Origin of the sequence: Pseudoalteromonas sp. DL2-H2.2 (genome assembly GCF_021532535.1) — a bacterium.
Classification (GTDB): domain Bacteria; phylum Pseudomonadota; class Gammaproteobacteria; order Enterobacterales; family Alteromonadaceae; genus Pseudoalteromonas; species Pseudoalteromonas rubra_A.
Genome location: NZ_JAKGBD010000005.1, coordinates 182,328 through 198,076 on the forward strand (window position 1 = coordinate 182,328; position 15,749 = coordinate 198,076).

The 15,749-nt window shown below is 49.8% G+C and carries 12 protein-coding genes; 11 read left to right on the forward strand and 1 reads right to left on the reverse strand.

All coding sequences use genetic code 11. The features are described from left to right. The first annotated feature begins 86 nt into the window (after window positions 1-86). The 4 genes from L1285_RS10710 (at window position 87) to L1285_RS10725 (ending at window position 4,540) form a co-directional block, all read left to right on the forward strand. A complete protein-coding gene (locus tag L1285_RS10710; RefSeq protein WP_235412320.1) occupies window positions 87-1,772 on the forward strand; it encodes an alkaline phosphatase in 1,686 nt (561 codons plus the stop codon). Window positions 1,773-2,653: 881 nt separating this feature from the next. Continuing rightward, window positions 2,654-2,947 (forward strand): hypothetical protein, encoded by a 294-nt coding sequence (locus L1285_RS10715; RefSeq protein WP_235412321.1) that lies wholly within the window; start codon window positions 2,654-2,656, stop codon window positions 2,945-2,947. Window positions 2,948-3,012: 65 nt separating this feature from the next. Beyond that, on the forward strand, window positions 3,013-3,447 hold the full coding sequence (locus L1285_RS10720; protein WP_235412322.1) for a hypothetical protein: 435 nt from the start codon (window positions 3,013-3,015) through the stop codon (window positions 3,445-3,447). A gap of 391 nt (window positions 3,448-3,838) precedes the next feature. Further along, complete coding sequence (locus tag L1285_RS10725) at window positions 3,839-4,540, forward strand: hypothetical protein (protein WP_235412323.1); 702 nt, start codon at window positions 3,839-3,841, stop codon at window positions 4,538-4,540. Between the two features lie 260 nt (window positions 4,541-4,800). Here L1285_RS10725 and L1285_RS10730 read toward each other — a convergent pair whose 3' ends face one another. Next, window positions 4,801-7,800: a bifunctional diguanylate cyclase/phosphodiesterase gene (locus L1285_RS10730; protein WP_235412324.1), complete on the reverse strand. Its 3,000-nt coding sequence runs from the start codon at window positions 7,798-7,800 to the stop codon at window positions 4,801-4,803. Between the two features lie 444 nt (window positions 7,801-8,244). On the opposite strand from L1285_RS10730, the gene mraZ reads away from it, so the two are divergent. The 7 genes from mraZ to mraY are packed head-to-tail and all read left to right on the forward strand — an operon-like array spanning window position 8,245 to window position 15,747. Further along, window positions 8,245-8,703, forward strand: coding sequence for a division/cell wall cluster transcriptional repressor MraZ (gene mraZ, locus L1285_RS10735; protein ID WP_046004813.1), 459 nt, complete (start codon window positions 8,245-8,247; stop codon window positions 8,701-8,703). A 21-nt stretch (window positions 8,704-8,724) separates the two neighbouring features. Then, on the forward strand, window positions 8,725-9,660 hold the full coding sequence (gene rsmH / locus L1285_RS10740) for a 16S rRNA (cytosine(1402)-N(4))-methyltransferase RsmH (RefSeq protein WP_235412325.1): 936 nt from the start codon (window positions 8,725-8,727) through the stop codon (window positions 9,658-9,660). After that, entirely contained in the window at window positions 9,660-9,980 is a 321-nt protein-coding gene (ftsL, locus tag L1285_RS10745; protein ID WP_046004811.1) for a cell division protein FtsL, read from the forward strand. The genes rsmH and ftsL overlap by 1 nt, the downstream gene beginning before the upstream one ends. Then, complete coding sequence (locus tag L1285_RS10750) at window positions 9,977-11,791, forward strand: penicillin-binding transpeptidase domain-containing protein (RefSeq protein ID WP_235412327.1); 1,815 nt, start codon at window positions 9,977-9,979, stop codon at window positions 11,789-11,791. Before ftsL ends, L1285_RS10750 begins: the two co-directional genes overlap by 4 nt. Continuing rightward, the gene (locus tag L1285_RS10755) at window positions 11,781-13,271 is read left to right on the forward strand and encodes a UDP-N-acetylmuramoyl-L-alanyl-D-glutamate--2,6-diaminopimelate ligase (RefSeq protein ID WP_235412328.1); all 1,491 of its coding nucleotides are present in this window, start codon (window positions 11,781-11,783) and stop codon (window positions 13,269-13,271) included. Before L1285_RS10750 ends, L1285_RS10755 begins: the two co-directional genes overlap by 11 nt. Next, window positions 13,268-14,671 (forward strand): UDP-N-acetylmuramoyl-tripeptide--D-alanyl-D-alanine ligase, encoded by a 1,404-nt coding sequence (locus tag L1285_RS10760; RefSeq protein WP_235412329.1) that lies wholly within the window; start codon window positions 13,268-13,270, stop codon window positions 14,669-14,671. Before L1285_RS10755 ends, L1285_RS10760 begins: the two co-directional genes overlap by 4 nt. Beyond that, window positions 14,665-15,747 carry a phospho-N-acetylmuramoyl-pentapeptide-transferase gene (mraY, locus tag L1285_RS10765; protein ID WP_046004807.1) on the forward strand — a complete coding sequence of 361 codons (1,083 nt, stop codon included), beginning with the start codon at window positions 14,665-14,667 and terminating at the stop codon, window positions 15,745-15,747. Before L1285_RS10760 ends, mraY begins: the two co-directional genes overlap by 7 nt. The last annotated feature ends 2 nt before the right edge of the window (window positions 15,748-15,749 follow it).

Consider the following 15,749-nt stretch of genomic DNA (forward strand, 5'->3'; position numbering starts at 1 on the left):
AAGTGTAACCCGGCTGAAATAAAAGAGTCATCAAGTGTCCCTAAACTGTGCCGCGGCTCAGATGATTACGTTTTAGGAACACTACAATGAAAAAAAAGCTATTAGCAGTGGCGGTATCTGCCGTCTTATTGACCGCATGTAACGATGACGATACCAAAACGGTAGAGGTCGTAAAAGAAGTTGAAGTTGTTAAGGAAGTTGAGGTCGTCAAGGAGGTTGAAGTTGCGCCTAAGCCTGTTACTCAGGTGAAGAATGTTATCCTGATGATTGGTGACGGCATGGGCGCACAGCAGGTCGGTTTACTTGAAGAGTATGCACGCCGTGCACCTAATTCTACGTACAACAATAAAAACAATGAAACCGCGCTGTCTAAACTTGCTGCCGGTGGTCATCTGGGTTTATCACTAAACGCACCGCATGGCGAAAATGGCAAGCTGGTCGTTGACTCAGCCTGTTCAGCAACTCAGCTGGCAACGGGTAAAGCCGCAGGCTCTGAAATGATTGGTCTGGATGACCAGGGTTATGTGATTGAAACCATTCTGGAGAAAGCTAAGAAAGCAGGCAAAGCGACAGGTCTGGTCTCTGACACGCGCCTGACTCATGCTACGCCAGCTGCCTTTGCTGCACACCAGCCTCACCGCTCTTACGAGCCGGAAATTGCCGTTGAAATGGTTGAAAGTGGCATGGTCGATGTCATGCTTTCTGGCGGTGCGCGTGTATTCATTCCTGATGATATTAAAGAGGATACGGCTGAGCAGGAAGTGCTGGCCAACCTGGGCATGCCAGCCAGTGTTTACAAGAAATCTAAGCGTGGTGATGACCGTAACGTCGTCGTTGAAGCAAAAGAGAAACACGGTTATGAACTGGCATTTGACAAAGCGCAGCTGGCTGATGCCGATGCGACTAAACTACTGGGTCTGTTCGCCAACTCTGGTATGGCAGATGGGATTGCCTATAAAGCATGTAAAGCGGATAACAGCTGTACTCAACCTTCTTTGAAAGAAATGACACTGAAAGCGCTGGATATTCTGTCTAAAGATGAAGACGGTTTCTTCCTGATGATTGAAGGTGGTCAGATTGACTGGGCAGGTCACGCGAACGACGCGGGCTGGATGCTCAATGAGCTACTGAAATTTGACGAAGCGGTAGAAGCAGTCCACGAATGGGCAAAAGAGCGCACCGATACTTTGGTTGTTGTAACCGCTGACCACGAAACAGGCAGCTTTGGCTTCAGCTACTCAAGCCACAACAAGCCAGAAGGTGTTGACCTGCCGGGTGACGGCATGCAGGGTAAGCAGTATAAGCCTAAGTTCAATTTCGGCGGACTTGAGATACTGGATACACTGTACGCGCAAAAAGGCACCTTCTACGATGTGATTGGCCATGTAAATGGCGACTATGACTTCAGCAACTCGACGGATCAGGACTGGCAAGATGCCATCAAAATGTACACGCCGTATGAGGTCAGCATTGACGAAGCCGCTCGCATGAATGAATTTAAAGGCTTCAATAGCGACAACGTGCCGCTACCTAAGTTTGATGACTTCTCTGACTTCTATGTGTACGGCACTGAAGACTATACCGCCAAAGTTGGCCGTATCGTGGCGAAACAGCAAAACGTAGTGTGGGGCACAGGTACGCACACAGCAGCACCGGTTCCTGTCTACGCGTTTGGTCCGGCGGGTGTCACTGAGCAGTTCTCAACACTGCAACACCATGTCGACATCGGCACTAAGATGATTAAAGCGCTGGGCCTGGCAGAGGCTGAGTAAGACAGGTTTTTAAGGATAATCCATAATAACTAACATAAAAGATCTGCCGATCTTATTTAGGCCACAGCCAAACTGTGGCCTTTTTTGTTTGTCTAGTGTCTGGATGTCATGAGCTACTTTCAGGTAGCAATCATGATTTAACCTCTCCTGCAATACTCTATTTTATTGATATCAGGTACAATATTCATTGAGGTTATTTCGTAATTTCTAAGGATCGGATCAAATATGAAAAAGTACTGTTATAGCTAACAGCATTGCATGCTTTCACTGCTAGTGCTAGTGAAGTATGGCGCTGGAATACCAAAGACAAAGCGTTAAGAACCTATGGCGAGGGTTTTCTCAGTACGCTAGTTTCACCGTAGAGGCAAACGCCCCCTCACTCTGCTTTGATTTAGAGCAATCAGGCGCGACCTGAGCTGATTTGTACTCAAATCAGTAAAATCTCGAGTACATAGTGAATTCAAGTAAAGATGACTGATGTGGGTGTTCTTTTTATGGTTTCTGTAATTTTAACAGTCTGCCACAGTGCTGTTGAGTTTTACGACAGGGTTCAAAGTTATCGTTATATCTACATGATTCAGCTTGGCGCGTTTTTTACAAGTTTTTCTGTTGCTGAACGTTTCTTGAGTGAAAATGAGGAACACTTTATCCTGGGATGTATAGGGTTCCTACTTACTATTCTCAATTTGTATTTAATGTTCTTTAAGGGGCGAAACTAGACTGTATCGCGTGAAGGTAAGAGTTATATGGACAGTCACCTAAAATTGGCGTGCGGATTGTACGCTATGTTTTGCATCCTAGGAGGATGCCACTTTAAAACTATATCTAAATTATACTAAAAGTCCCTGGGGGCTTGTTAAAGGTGGTACAGGAGTTAAAGTTTGGTAGCTTTAGTGTTTTTTATAATTTTCTTTTTTGTAATGGGTATGTCGATAAGGGGCTATTTCCTAGTGAGCAAGCTGAGGGATGAGCTGGATATAGAAAAGGGCACAATGGAGCTTTATTATTTGATTAACTCAGAAGCAATGGGGAAATCCAAGCAATCATTCCTCGAGCTTGATAGTAGCAAAAAACTGGCTTTATACCGCTCTTGTATAAAAAACACTAGGTTGGCCGTGGTTGTTATATTTTCTTGCACACTTTTCGTAATGCTCGCAGAGGCTGGTGGCTGGTAGGTGAGTGATTTGTATGGGGCGTCACTAAGGCAGCTAATAGAGAAATAGGACAAAGGCCGCTTGCAATGTATTTAAAAGATAAATTAACGCTGATAGGCCTGGCATTCGGGGCAATTGCTATGTTTGTATATTGGGGCTTTATAGAAAGTAGAGAGCCTGTTTCTGCCACTGGTACGCTGCAGCAATATGAGTGCAGATATTTTGGGGGGAAGGGTAAAGAGTTTATACATGAATTTCTTATAGAAGGGGATGAATATACCTTTACGTCCAAAGCAGCTTGTGAAAAATTTTCCAGGCCTGTAGTTGGAAATCAATATCGCTTTTCTTATTTTGAGAGGTTACAGGGAGCATCGAACATTGTTTTCTTTGAGGATGTGATATCTCAAGCGCAGGGAGAAAAGGAAGTTGAACGAACCAAACTAGCAATCGCGCTTATGGCGCTGATGTTTACTTTATTATTTTGTGTAAAGCTCTGTAAAGTGAAAGCGGGAGCCGGGTAGCTAAAAGCGGTGAAATGATGTTAGACGTTTTTATCTTTCTGTACTTAGTCTCTTGTACAACACTCTGGTTTGTGGATGTTACACGCTTTAACTTAATTCAGCGCAGTTTTGAAGGCATCCAAATTGCCGGCATATTGATTTCGGTGAGTTTTTTCGGGATATACTTGTTCTCAGGTCAGTTTGTTAAGTCGATACTTATCTTACCTTTTTCCATCTATTTGCAATCAAAATTTAAGAAGTTCAGGCAGAACAGCTAAAAGTCAGTATCTGAATGGTGCACCTTGATGTCCTTGTCGAAGTCTGCGTTAGATATAGTACGACTGTGCCTGCATAACTGATATGTTTTGGGACCCTGGAGGAGCTTACTGGATAAGTTATTAGGAATTGAGATATGAAACTCATTTATGCTGTTTTGTTTTTATTCCTTGTAGTTACATCGAAAGCTGCAAGTGCAACCAGTTTCGAGGGGGATATTTTTACACCCACAAAAGAGGTGTGTGATAAGTTCATTGAAGAGGGAGTTAAGCAAAGAGAACCAGATTTATCCAGGCCTTATGCCGATTCGCTTTTTGTAAGCCAGCTAGATACTGTTGCACGTTGTTTGTATAAGAGGGGCCGTTCTAAACTTGCGATAGAGTTTTGGCTGCTCGCGTCTTCATATGGCTCGACTTCGGGAGGTGAGCTTGGTGGCGTGTTTTTAATTGTACATGCAGAAAATGCGCTTCAGATGCATTCCGGTGTCGCCTTGTTGCGCCAAACCGCTGAGCGTAGTGCTCAGGTGATGAATCGATACCATGTTCTTCGAGCGCTGGTATTATTACAGGGAAAATTTGAAAGGAGAAACAGGAAGCTGGCGCTTAAGAATCTAGTGGATGCCTGGAAAGCGGGCTCCGCTCAGGCCACTTATTTGATTGCCTACTTCATTGAAAAAGGGATTTATAAAAAGAGTGAAAAACTGTCGAGTGCATATTGGAAGAAAGAAGGGGATAAACTGAGTGGAAATATTGGTTATGACCACTTTATTGATAATGCGCTTTTGAGTGATGTATATGGGCCCCTTCTTAAGGGAATTAGAAACGGACAAGATGACTAAAAGATAAGTCAGTCACTGACTACTGTCACAGAGCGGGTGTGTGATGCTTCGCTCTATCGTCAGGTTGTGGACTGTGCTTCATGACGGAGAACAGTCCACAATGTTTGATGGATGAGAGCCCGTGCAGTGGTTGAATTTTGCAGGATCTGCTGTCAATAAAACTCCATGCTTTAGGCTGTGTTACGCCACGAGGCATACTCATATCCCTTCCCCATTAATTCTCGCGGATACGCATTAAAGAGGGTCATAGTCGCGCCTCTTTATCGTTGCTGTGATTTGTCTAACAGCAACGTCTCTAAATCTGCCAGGCTCATAGGCTTGGCATAAAAATACCCCTGACCATAATCACAGCCAGCTTGTTTGAGCAGCTCATGCTGCGTGGCGGTTTCAATGCCCTCAGCAATGACCTTAAGCCCCAGCTGATGTGCCATCATGATCATGGTTTCGCACAGTACCAGGTCGTCTTCGTTGTGTTCAATGCCATCAACAAAGCGTTTGTCTATTTTGATAAAGTCGGTGTCCATTTGCTTAAGATAAGCCAGGGAGGAGTAACCGGTACCAAAATCATCCAGCGCAATTGAAAACCCTTGCTGGATGAGCTGACCAAGGCGTGCCTGACTGCGGCCTTCTCCTTGCATCATCAGGCCTTCGGTGATTTCAATGACCACGTCTTCGGGGTGCAAATTGGCGTCGTGGAGCTGTTCTTGCCACTTCAGCAGGCTGGTGTGTTTGGCGTTAAACTGCACCGGCGATACGTTCAGACTGATCTGGAATGCACCATTGCGTTGTTGCAGGTGTCTGAGTGTTTGCAGCGTTTGCTGGAAGGCAAACTCTCCCAGTTGATGGATCAGCTGGGTCTCCTCAGCAAGGGGTATAAAGTGGCCCGGGCTGATCATCCCCTTGTCTGGGTGCTGCCAGCGGATCAGGGCTTCGGCTTTGTGGATCTGCCGGGTTTTCATGGTCACTATCGGCTGATAGTACATCACAAATTGTGCGTCGGTTAATGCCTGGCGCATGTCTCTTAGCATAACAAGCCGCTGTTCATTTTGCTGGCGCAGAGCCGAGTCAAAGCAGGCATACCCATTGCGGCCCAGGCTTTTTGCCTGGTACATGGCTTGATCGGCAGCCTTCAGTAACAGCTCGCTGCTATCACCGTCTCTGGGGCTGAGCGCAATGCCAATGCTGGCGCCTATCTGACAGTGTTCCCCTTCGAGGATAAAGTCCTGCTTAAATACCTTCAGGACACGCTCCGCCAGCGAAATGGCGTGCGCTTGTGTGCGGCAGTGCTCGCAGATAATCACAAACTCATCGCCACCGATCCGCGATAACGTCAGGCCGGGTTGTTCCAGAGACTGCAGCGCTTTGGCAACCTGGGCCAGCAGCTGATCGCCATAATAATGCCCTAAGGTGTCGTTAATATCCTTAAAATGGTCGAGATCCAGCAGCAGAATGGCCAGCGATGTGCCTGGTGTCTCAAGCAAGGCGTTGAGATGCTTTTTCAAGCTGGTACGGTTAGGCAGATCGGTCAGTGAGTCATAGTGGCTTTGTCGCCAAAGTTGCTCATCTTTGCGTTTATTGTCGGTAATGTCCGTAAAAATGGCCACTCTGCGGTAAGGTGCCCCTTGCTCGTCATAAACCGTATCTATGGTCAGCCATTCGGTATACAGCTCACCATTTTTGCGCTGGTTAACTATCTCGCCTTGCCAGCGTCCGGTGTCGTTGAGTGCATGCCACATCTGGCGGTAAAAGTCGCGGTCGTGTTTGCCTGAGTTGAGAATGGCGGTGGTTTTGCCAATGGCCTCCTGCGCACTGAACCCGGTCACTTCAACAAATGCAAGGTTAACATCCAGGATATAGCCATGGGCATCGGTAATGACCATGCCCTCACTGGAGTTGTTATATACCAGCGCCGCCAGATTCAATGCTTCTTCCTGGCGCTTGCGATGGCTGATATCTCGGATCACTATCACGGCTTCTTCGCCGTGGCTCATGCCCTGAACACGCACTTCATAGCCCTGCTGATTCTCGCCCTGGGTATATTCCAGCAGCAGCTGGGGCTGCTCTTTAAGGAGTGTCAGTGCAACCCGGATCCGTTTATGAATATGGTGTGGAAATAGCTCGCTCAGCGTGCTGCCTTGTTGCACCAGGTTGCCGTGTTTAGCCAGCACCTGCCCTTGAGAATCGACGCGCAGGTAGCTGTCTGGCAGTGCCGACAGCAGGGTTTGCAGTTCAGTGTGTTTATGGGTTAACTGTTGCTCGGTTTGCAGCCGCACTTTGGCCATGTTTTCAAAATGTTCACCCAGCACGGCCAGCTCCTGTGGCATGGTGTGGCGGGTGAGATCCAGTGTGCGTCCCTGTGCCAGCGCCGCAATGGCTTGCCTGAATTGCGTTAAGGGTAGCAACAGGGTTTTGTTGAGACGATAACGGGCCAGCCAGATCAGCAGGCACAGCAAGATAAAAAAGCTGCCTAAAACCAGTGCGAAATGGCGCTGCGTTTGTTGCCAGGCCGCTTCAAATGGGAAAGCGAAATAGATGCTCAACTCGCCGCGCGCGGCCAGTAAGGGCAGGCGAATATACACATAGTGGTGACCATTGGCATCATTAAGCAATACCGCCTGCTCGCTCAGACTCGCTGGCCAGTCTGAGCTGACAGCTCTGCCCAAAGGCTCGGTACTGTAAGGGTATTCGGCGACAATCGCACGGGTGTGATCGGCAATCATCACGCGGGTGCCCTGAGGCAGCGTGAGTCTGGACAGTGAACGGCTCCAGTGTGACAAGCGTTTAACGGCAATGATCACCATCACCAGCTGACCATGCTGATAAACCGGATGGGCAAAGTTGAGCGTGGCACTGTCGATACTTCTGTCATGCTGATATTCACCAATACTAAAAGTACCCTCGTCAATTGCCTGCTGAAAGTAGGGACGATCGGCAATGGAGATAGGGCCCGATATCTTAGATAAAGAGCAAGTGACGTTACCATCAGGCGTGGCCAGGCCAAAGTTGGCAAAGCTGGGCGACAGATGCTGTGCATTGGACAGCAGTTGTGGGCAGCGACCATCATGGTGTTGCAAATTGTCGGGCTGGTAGGCCAGTTGTTGCAGCAACGTTTGTGTGGCGGCCACTTCGGCATGTTGTAATGTGGCAACCTGATTGGCATACATCAGGGCCTGTTGCTCCTGTAGTTGCAGCATGTTGCTGCGCTGCGCGAACAACAGGGCCAGGATCAGCAAAAAGCCAGGCAGACTGAGTATGAGCATCAATCGGTAAAATCGCTGTTTTATTGATATTTCTTTAATAATAAAAACTCGCCTGGGTTTAAGGTGGCGGCATGATACAAGCGCAGCGCGCTTTAACCAACCCGTTTAAGCTAAATACTAGTCGAGAGTTATTAATTTTTCGGCTTTTTGGTAACACCCCGGCGCGTAAAAATTTCATGAATGAAATATTCCACAGTTATCAAAAAAGGGACGCTTTTACGTAAAAAGATCCCACATTATTTGTCTGCCCACATTTTCCCACCGAATTCATGGAGTTCCGCAAAACCCGCGATTTTTCTGGCCTGTAGGCGAGTCAAGCCGTGTGATCCAACTTGACAAAAAGGCTTGTCAAGCCCTAGACTGTCATCCTGTGGGAAAATGTGGGTTAGAGTGGATCAAATTGGATCAAAGACTGGCTAATCGTATCAGGCCGAGCGGATAGTTATGTTCCGCGGCGCAAGCTCATTGAGCCTCGATGACAAAGGGCGTTTTTCGATACCAACCCGGTATCGCCAGCCGCTGCTGTCTGAAGAACAGGGGGCCGTGATCTGCACTATTGCGATCAATGAACCATGCCTGTGGCTTTATCCATTGTCTGAGTGGCGCGAAATTGAATCCAGATTACAACGACTATCCAACACCAACCCCAGAGTCAGACGCTGGCAACGCATGCTTTTAGGACATGCGGAAGAGTACCAGCTCGACAAAAATGGTCGAATTTTACTGGCGCCCACGTTGCGTGCCCATGCTGGCCTTGGCAAAAAGCTGATGCTGGTCGGATTACTCAATAAATTTGAGATCTGGGACGAAGCACGCTGGTATGAGCAAATGCAGGCCGATACCGAGATTGAGCGCAGTGGTGACGTAGAAGCGTGCCCTGAGCTGGATGACTTTTCTTTATAACTGGGGTGAAAACCAAATTTTATGGCGACAGAATGGCAACATATTTCAGTGTTGATGGCTGAAACGCTGGATGCATTGAATATCCAACCCGATGGCACTTATATCGACGGTACATTCGGCCGCGGTGGTCACTCGGGTGAAATACTCAAGCGGCTCAATGAGCAGGGCCGCTTACAGGCGATAGATCAGGATCCGCAAGCGATTGCGGCGGCACAGAAGTTCGCCGATGATCCGCGTTTTAGTATTGCCCACAATCGCTTTTCGCACATTGAGAGTGTCGCCCGTGATGCCGATCTGCTTGGCAAGGTTGATGGTATCTTGCTGGATATCGGCGTGTCTTCACCTCAGCTTGATGACGCCGAGCGTGGTTTTAGCTTTATGAAAGATGGCCCGCTGGATATGCGCATGAACCCGACGGCTGGTCGCAGTGCCGCACAGTGGCTGGCAGAAGCAGAGCTCGAAGATATGGTGTTTGTGATCAAAAAATACGGTGAAGAAAAATTTGCCCGCCGTATTGCGACCAAGATCATTGAAACCCGCGAGCACACAGAGATCACTTCGACCAAGCAATTGGCAGAGCTGATCGATGAAGCAGTGCCGGTCAAAGACAAGCATAAGCACCCGGCCACGCGCACCTTCCAGGCCATTCGCATTTACATCAACAGTGAGCTTGAAGAGATCCAAACAGCATTGCAGGCCGCACTGGCGGTATTAAAGCCGGGTGGTCGCCTGGTGGTGATCTCCTTCCATTCACTGGAAGATCGCATTGTTAAACAGTTCATTAAAAAACAAAGTAAAGGTGAGGCTGTGCCACGCGGGTTACCGCTGACAGACGCGCAGCTTAAGCAAAACCTGACACTGAAGGCGGTGGGTAAGGCTATTAAGCCCAGTCAGGCTGAAATCGATGCCAATCCGCGCGCACGCAGCTCGGTGCTAAGAATTGCCGAGAAACTGTAATGAAAAAGCATCAGCGTCAGCCCAAATTATTTTTAGAAATATGCCAGTTACTACTGGCCAATAAGCTGACGTTTGTGTTGCTGGCGTTGACCTTAGGGTCGGCGCTTGCGGTGGTGCAGGTAACACACCTGACCCGCCAGCAGTTGATAGAGCAAGACAAGCTATTACAAAAACGAGATGAACTGGACCTGGAGTGGCGCTACTTGCTGGTTGAAGAAGAGTTTTATTCTCAGCATGCACGCATTGAAGAAGTGGCCAGAACCCAGTTACAGATGAAGCGGCCAACCAGTAAAGAAGAGCAGGTGATCGTACTACCATGAGCTCGGCTAAGAAGACTTCAGTTAACTTAATCAGCTGGCGCTTTGCGCTGGTCAGCGTGATGCTGGTGCTGGTTTTTGCCGCACTGATCGCCCGTGCTGCCTATTTACAGGTGATTGAGCCCGACAAAGCCCGCTCTGAAAATGCCAAGCGCACAGTGCGGGTTGAAACCGTGCGGGTGCAGCGCGGTATGATCTTTGACCGTAATGGCAAAGAACTGGCAGTCAGTGTTCCTGTGGTCAGCGTCTATGCCGACCCCAAGGCACTAGATAAAGCATTGACTAAAAAAGTGCTGAGAAAGGCGCGTCGTAATGGGGAGGATACTCAGGCGCTGGCCGATAATGCCGCCGAGCTGAATGCCCGTAAACAGGCTTTTTATCAGGATGAAGTACGCTGGCGTGAGCTGGCCGATGTGCTGCAAATCAAACAACAAAAAATAGACAAGCGCCTGCGCGACAATCCCGCGCGTCGTTTTGTGTATTTAAAGCGCCAGGTAACGCCCGCGGTGGCCAATTATATTCGTCAGATGCGCCTGCCTGGGATCCATTTGCTCGACGAGTCCAAACGTTATTACCCCAATGGGGAGGTGACGGCCCATGTGCTGGGTGTGACCAACATTGATGGCATTGGCATCGAAGGCATTGAAAAACTCTATGACAAGGCGCTCACAGGCACCGAGGGACGCCGCACCATTCGCAAAGATGCTCAGGGGCGTGAGGTTCAGGTGTTGGCAGAGGAAGAGCGGGTTGAGCCGGAAGACGTCCATCTGAGTATCGATTTGCGGATCCAGGCGATTGCTTATCAGGCGTTAAAGTCGGCGGTGCTGACTTATCAGGCAACCTCAGGGTCGGCCATGGTGGTGGATGTTCACAGCGGTGAGATCCTCGCTATGGTCAACAGTCCGAGCTTTAACCCCAATGATATGAGCGATGCGGCACCTTATAAACGTCGTAATCGGGCCATTACCGATCTATTCGAGCCGGGATCAACTTTGAAACCGCTGGCTGTGTTAGCTGGACTGGATCATGGCGTTATTCAGGCAGATGACACCATAAATACCTACCCAGGCTGGATGCGTCTCAATGGCGGGCTGGTTAAAGACGAGCGCAACCATGGTGAAATGACCTTGCGCGAAATTCTAAAGATCTCCAGTAACATGGGCGTGGCTAAAATTAGCCAGATGCTGCCTAAAGAGTATTTTGTTGGCCTGTATCAGCAAGTTGGTTTTGGCGAAGACACCGGCACTATGATGATCGGCGAAAGCTCTGGCCTGTTTTATCCTAACCGCCGCTGGTCAGATTTTGAAATCGCCACTTTGTCTTATGGCTACGCTGTGTCGGTCAGTACCGCTCAGGTGGCCCGATTGTATGCGACCTTTGGCGCTGGTGGTATTTCTCGTCCGCTGACCATTATGAAGCAAAATGACCCCGTGCCGGGTGAGCGTTTGTTCCGTGAAGAAGATGCACTGGCTGTGGTGGAAATGATGGAGTCGGTCTTTGAAAAAGGCGGTACGGCATCGAATGTGATTGTGGATGGTTACCGGGCCGCGGCGAAAACCGGTACTTCGGAAAAGGCCATTGCAGGCGGATATGGTGACGAATATGTGGGCTATTTTGCCGGCGTTGCACCGGTCAGCGATCCTCGCCTGGCCGTGGTCGTCATGATCAATGAACCTGGCGGAGATGTGTATTACGGCGGACACACGGCGGGGCCGGTGTTTGCCGAAATTGTTTCTAACGCACTGAGAATTTTAAATGTGGCACCGGACAAAGATCGGGTTGCTTATTTAAAGAGGCCGGATAATGACTCGTGATTTGAGCCAGGCACTGGCTGACATTGGGGTTTCACACCCAAGTATAGAGATTAACGCGTTGCGCCTGGACAGCCGAGAAGTGGGTCCGGGCGATTGCTTTATTGCGCTACGGGGTCATCAGCAGGATGGTGGCCAGTATGTAGGCTCTGCGCTTGAGCGTGGTGCGGCACTGGTACTGGCCGATGAAAACTGCGTTGTTGATGTGCAAGACTCACGGGTTGTCTCGCGGGTCATTAAGATCCGCGCACTGGCCGACAAAGTGGCCATGCTGGCTGCGACGTTTTATGGCGAGCCAAGCCGCGCGATGACGCTGGTGGGCGTAACGGGCACCAACGGTAAGTCGACCACCACGGCCATGATAGCGCATCTGGCCAGCGCCTGTGGAGTACCCGGTGCGGTAATCGGCACGCTCGGTTACGGGGCACCAGACTCGCTAACGCCTTTGAATAACACCACCCCGTCTCACGTCGATCTGCAGCGTATTTTAAGCGAGCTGCGTGACCGCTATCCGCTGGCTGCGATGGAAGTATCATCCCATGGGTTGGTGCAGGGGCGGGTTGCGCAGTGCCAGTTTGAGGCGGCGGTATTTACCAACTTAAGCCGTGATCATCTGGATTACCATGGCACCATGGAAAACTATGCCGAGGCCAAGCTGCAGCTCTTTAGCACCTGTCAGCCAAATTACTCGGTGATCAATATTGATGACCCCTGGGCACAGCGTTGGCTAAAAGAAGGCAAGATAACGCGTCCGGTTGGCTTTGGTCATATGCCTGCGGATGACACGCTAAGCGAGACTGTGCAGCAGTTTGTTTATTTTAGTGACGCACGCTTTGACAGCCAGGGCATACACGTCAGATTACACACTAGCTGGGGCGATACCGAAGTTAGCACACCTTTGTTTGGCGAGTTTAACCTGTATAACCTGAGTGCGGCATTTGCTGTGTTGCTGACTCAGGGGGTTGCGTTGTCACAACTGGTTAAAGGTGCTGCGCAACTAAAGCCCGTCACCGGTCGGATGCAGGCAATTGAAGTAGCCGGGCAGCCAACCTGTGTGGTTGACTATGCCCACACGCCGGATGCACTGGCATTGGCACTGCAGGCGCTACAACAGCATGTACCAGGCAAAGTGACCTGTGTATTTGGCTGTGGCGGCGAGCGCGATAAAGGTAAGCGTGCGCTGATGGCTCAGGCGGCGGAGCGATATGCTGATACTGTGGTGATCACCAGCGACAATCCGCGTGGTGAAGATCCACTCGACATTATTAACGACATTAAGGCTGGGCTCAGTAAGCCCGAGTATGCTCTTTGTCAGCCTGATAGGGCGAGTGCCATACGTGAGGCAATTCGGGGCGCTGATCAACATAGCGTGATCCTGATCGCCGGTAAAGGGCATGAAGACTATCAGATCATAGGTAACCAACGCCTGGCTTTTAGCGATATTAGCTGGGCTCAGAAAATATTATCAGGGGAAAGTGCATGATCAAGATGGATCTCGCTTGGCTTGCGGATGTACTGAAGGCCCCTTTTGACGGGCAAAACCGCAGTGTTTCAAATATAAATACAGATACACGTACAATTAGCGAAAACGAAGTGTTTCTGGCGTTAAAAGGACCTAATTTCGACGGTCATAAATTCGTTGCCCAGGCGCAGCAAAAAGGCGCGATTGCGGCGATTGTTGACCATCCGGTCGACGTGGATATTCCTCAGCTGATTGTCAAAGATACGCGACTGGCACTGGGGCAACTCGGTCAGGCCGTGATCCGACAGGTATCACCCAAAACGCTGGCGATCACCGGCAGTGTGGGCAAGACCACAGTGAAAGAAATGTCGGCGGCGATTCTATCCCGACTGGGTAAAGTGCTGGCCACGGCAGGCAACTTTAATAATGACATAGGCGTTCCGCTGACCTTGCTGCGTCTGAGCGAAGATGATGAGTTTGCGGTCATTGAATTAGGCGCAAACCACATAGGCGAAATTGCCTATACCAGCGCGTTGGTTAAGCCAGATGTTGCGGTTGTATGTAATGTGGCACCGGCGCACATTGAGGGCTTTGGCTCGATAGAAGGTGTTGGTCAGGCGAAAGGCGAAATTTTCTCGGGCCTCAAAGACAACGGCGTTGCGGTGTTGAACTGCGACTGTCGCTTTGCCCCTATGTGGGAGCAAAGCTTAACGACGCAGCGCACCAGCCGCTTCTCTATGGCACAGCAGCTTGATTTATGGGTAGAGGATATTAGCCTGGATACGCTGGGTCGTGCCACCTTTGCACTGTGTCAGGGCACGCAGCGCGTCACCATCACACTGCCTCTGCCAGGCGAGCATAATGTCATGAATGCGCTGATCGCAGCGTCTTGCACGGTACAACTGGGTGCGACCCTGGAAGATATCAAAGTTGCGCTGCAAAGCATGGCTGAAGTGAAAGGGCGCGTTAACCTGATTGAAGTGTCGGACACCCTGCGGGTAATTGATGACAGCTACAATGCCAATGTGCGCTCTGTCAAAGCCGCCATCGACCTACTGGCCAGTATGCCGGGCTATCGGGTGTTTGCGCTGGGTGATATGAGCGAGTTGGGTGAAGAAGCGCGACAATATCATGAGGAAGTGGGTGAGTATGCCAAAGAAAAAGGCATTGATGCGCTGTTTTCTCTGGGTGTATTGAGCCGCTATGCCAGCGATGTGTTTGAAACTGCAAATCGTCACTTTTCGCAGCGCGAGCATATGTTACAGGCGATTGTACAACTCTTAGCACAGCACGATGAAGTGTGTACTGTGCTGGTGAAGGGCTCGCGCAGTGCGCGTATGGAGCTGCTGGTGGCGGATCTGGTCGATGCCTCAAAAGCCCACAACAACGACGCAGATAGCGAAGAGGACAGCTCATGTTAGCCTGGTTAGCGGAATACCTGACGCAATATTACAGTGGCTTTAATGTTTTCTCCTATCTGACGCTGCGTGCGATCCTGGGGATCCTGACCGCATTAATGATCTCTTTGTACTTCGGACCAAAGCTGATCCGGGCCTTACAGAGAATGCAAATTGGCCAGACTGTCAGAGACGACGGTCCGGAATCTCATTTATCTAAATCAGGCACGCCGACGATGGGCGGACTGCTGATCTTAGGGGCTATTTTTGCCAGTACTTTGCTGTGGGGTGACCTGGGCAATAAATACGTCTGGATCACTTTGTTTGTGATTGGTTCTCTGGGTATTGTCGGGTTTGTGGATGACTACCGTAAAGTTATTCGCAAAGACAGCAAAGGCTTGATAGCCCGGTGGAAATATTTCTGGCAGTCCGTGATTGCCATTTCGGTCGCAGCCTTTATCTACTTCACGTCGACAGATCCTTCTGAAACCGTTCTGGTGGTGCCCTTTTTCAAAGACGTCCTGCCTCAGCTTGGGCTGTTTTATCTGGTGATGAGTTACTTTGTGCTGGTTGGCACGTCGAATGCCGTGAACCTGACTGACGGGCTTGATGGTCTGGCCATTGTCCCGACTATTCTGGTGGCATCAGCGCTGGCTATCATCGCTTATGTGACCGGTAATGCTGTGTTTGCCAACTATCTGCATATTCCGCATATCGCCGCAGCCAGTGAGCTGGTGGTGGTCTGTACGGCAATTGTTGGCGCCGGGCTTGGGTTCTTATGGTTCAATACCTATCCGGCACAAGTGTTTATGGGCGATGTCGGTTCGCTGGCACTCGGTGGTGCATTGGGGATCATCGCTATTTTGGTGCGTCAGGAGCTGGTGTTACTGATTATGGGCGGTGTCTTTGTCATGGAAGCGCTATCGGTGATCTTACAGGTTGGTTCCTATAAGCTGCGTGGTCAGCGGATCTTCCGTATGGCACCGATACATCATCACTATGAATTGAAAGGCTGGCCGGAGCCCAGAGTGATAGTGCGATTCTGGATCATTTCGATCATTTTGGTGCTGGCGGGGCTGGCAACCTTAAAGATCCGCTAAAG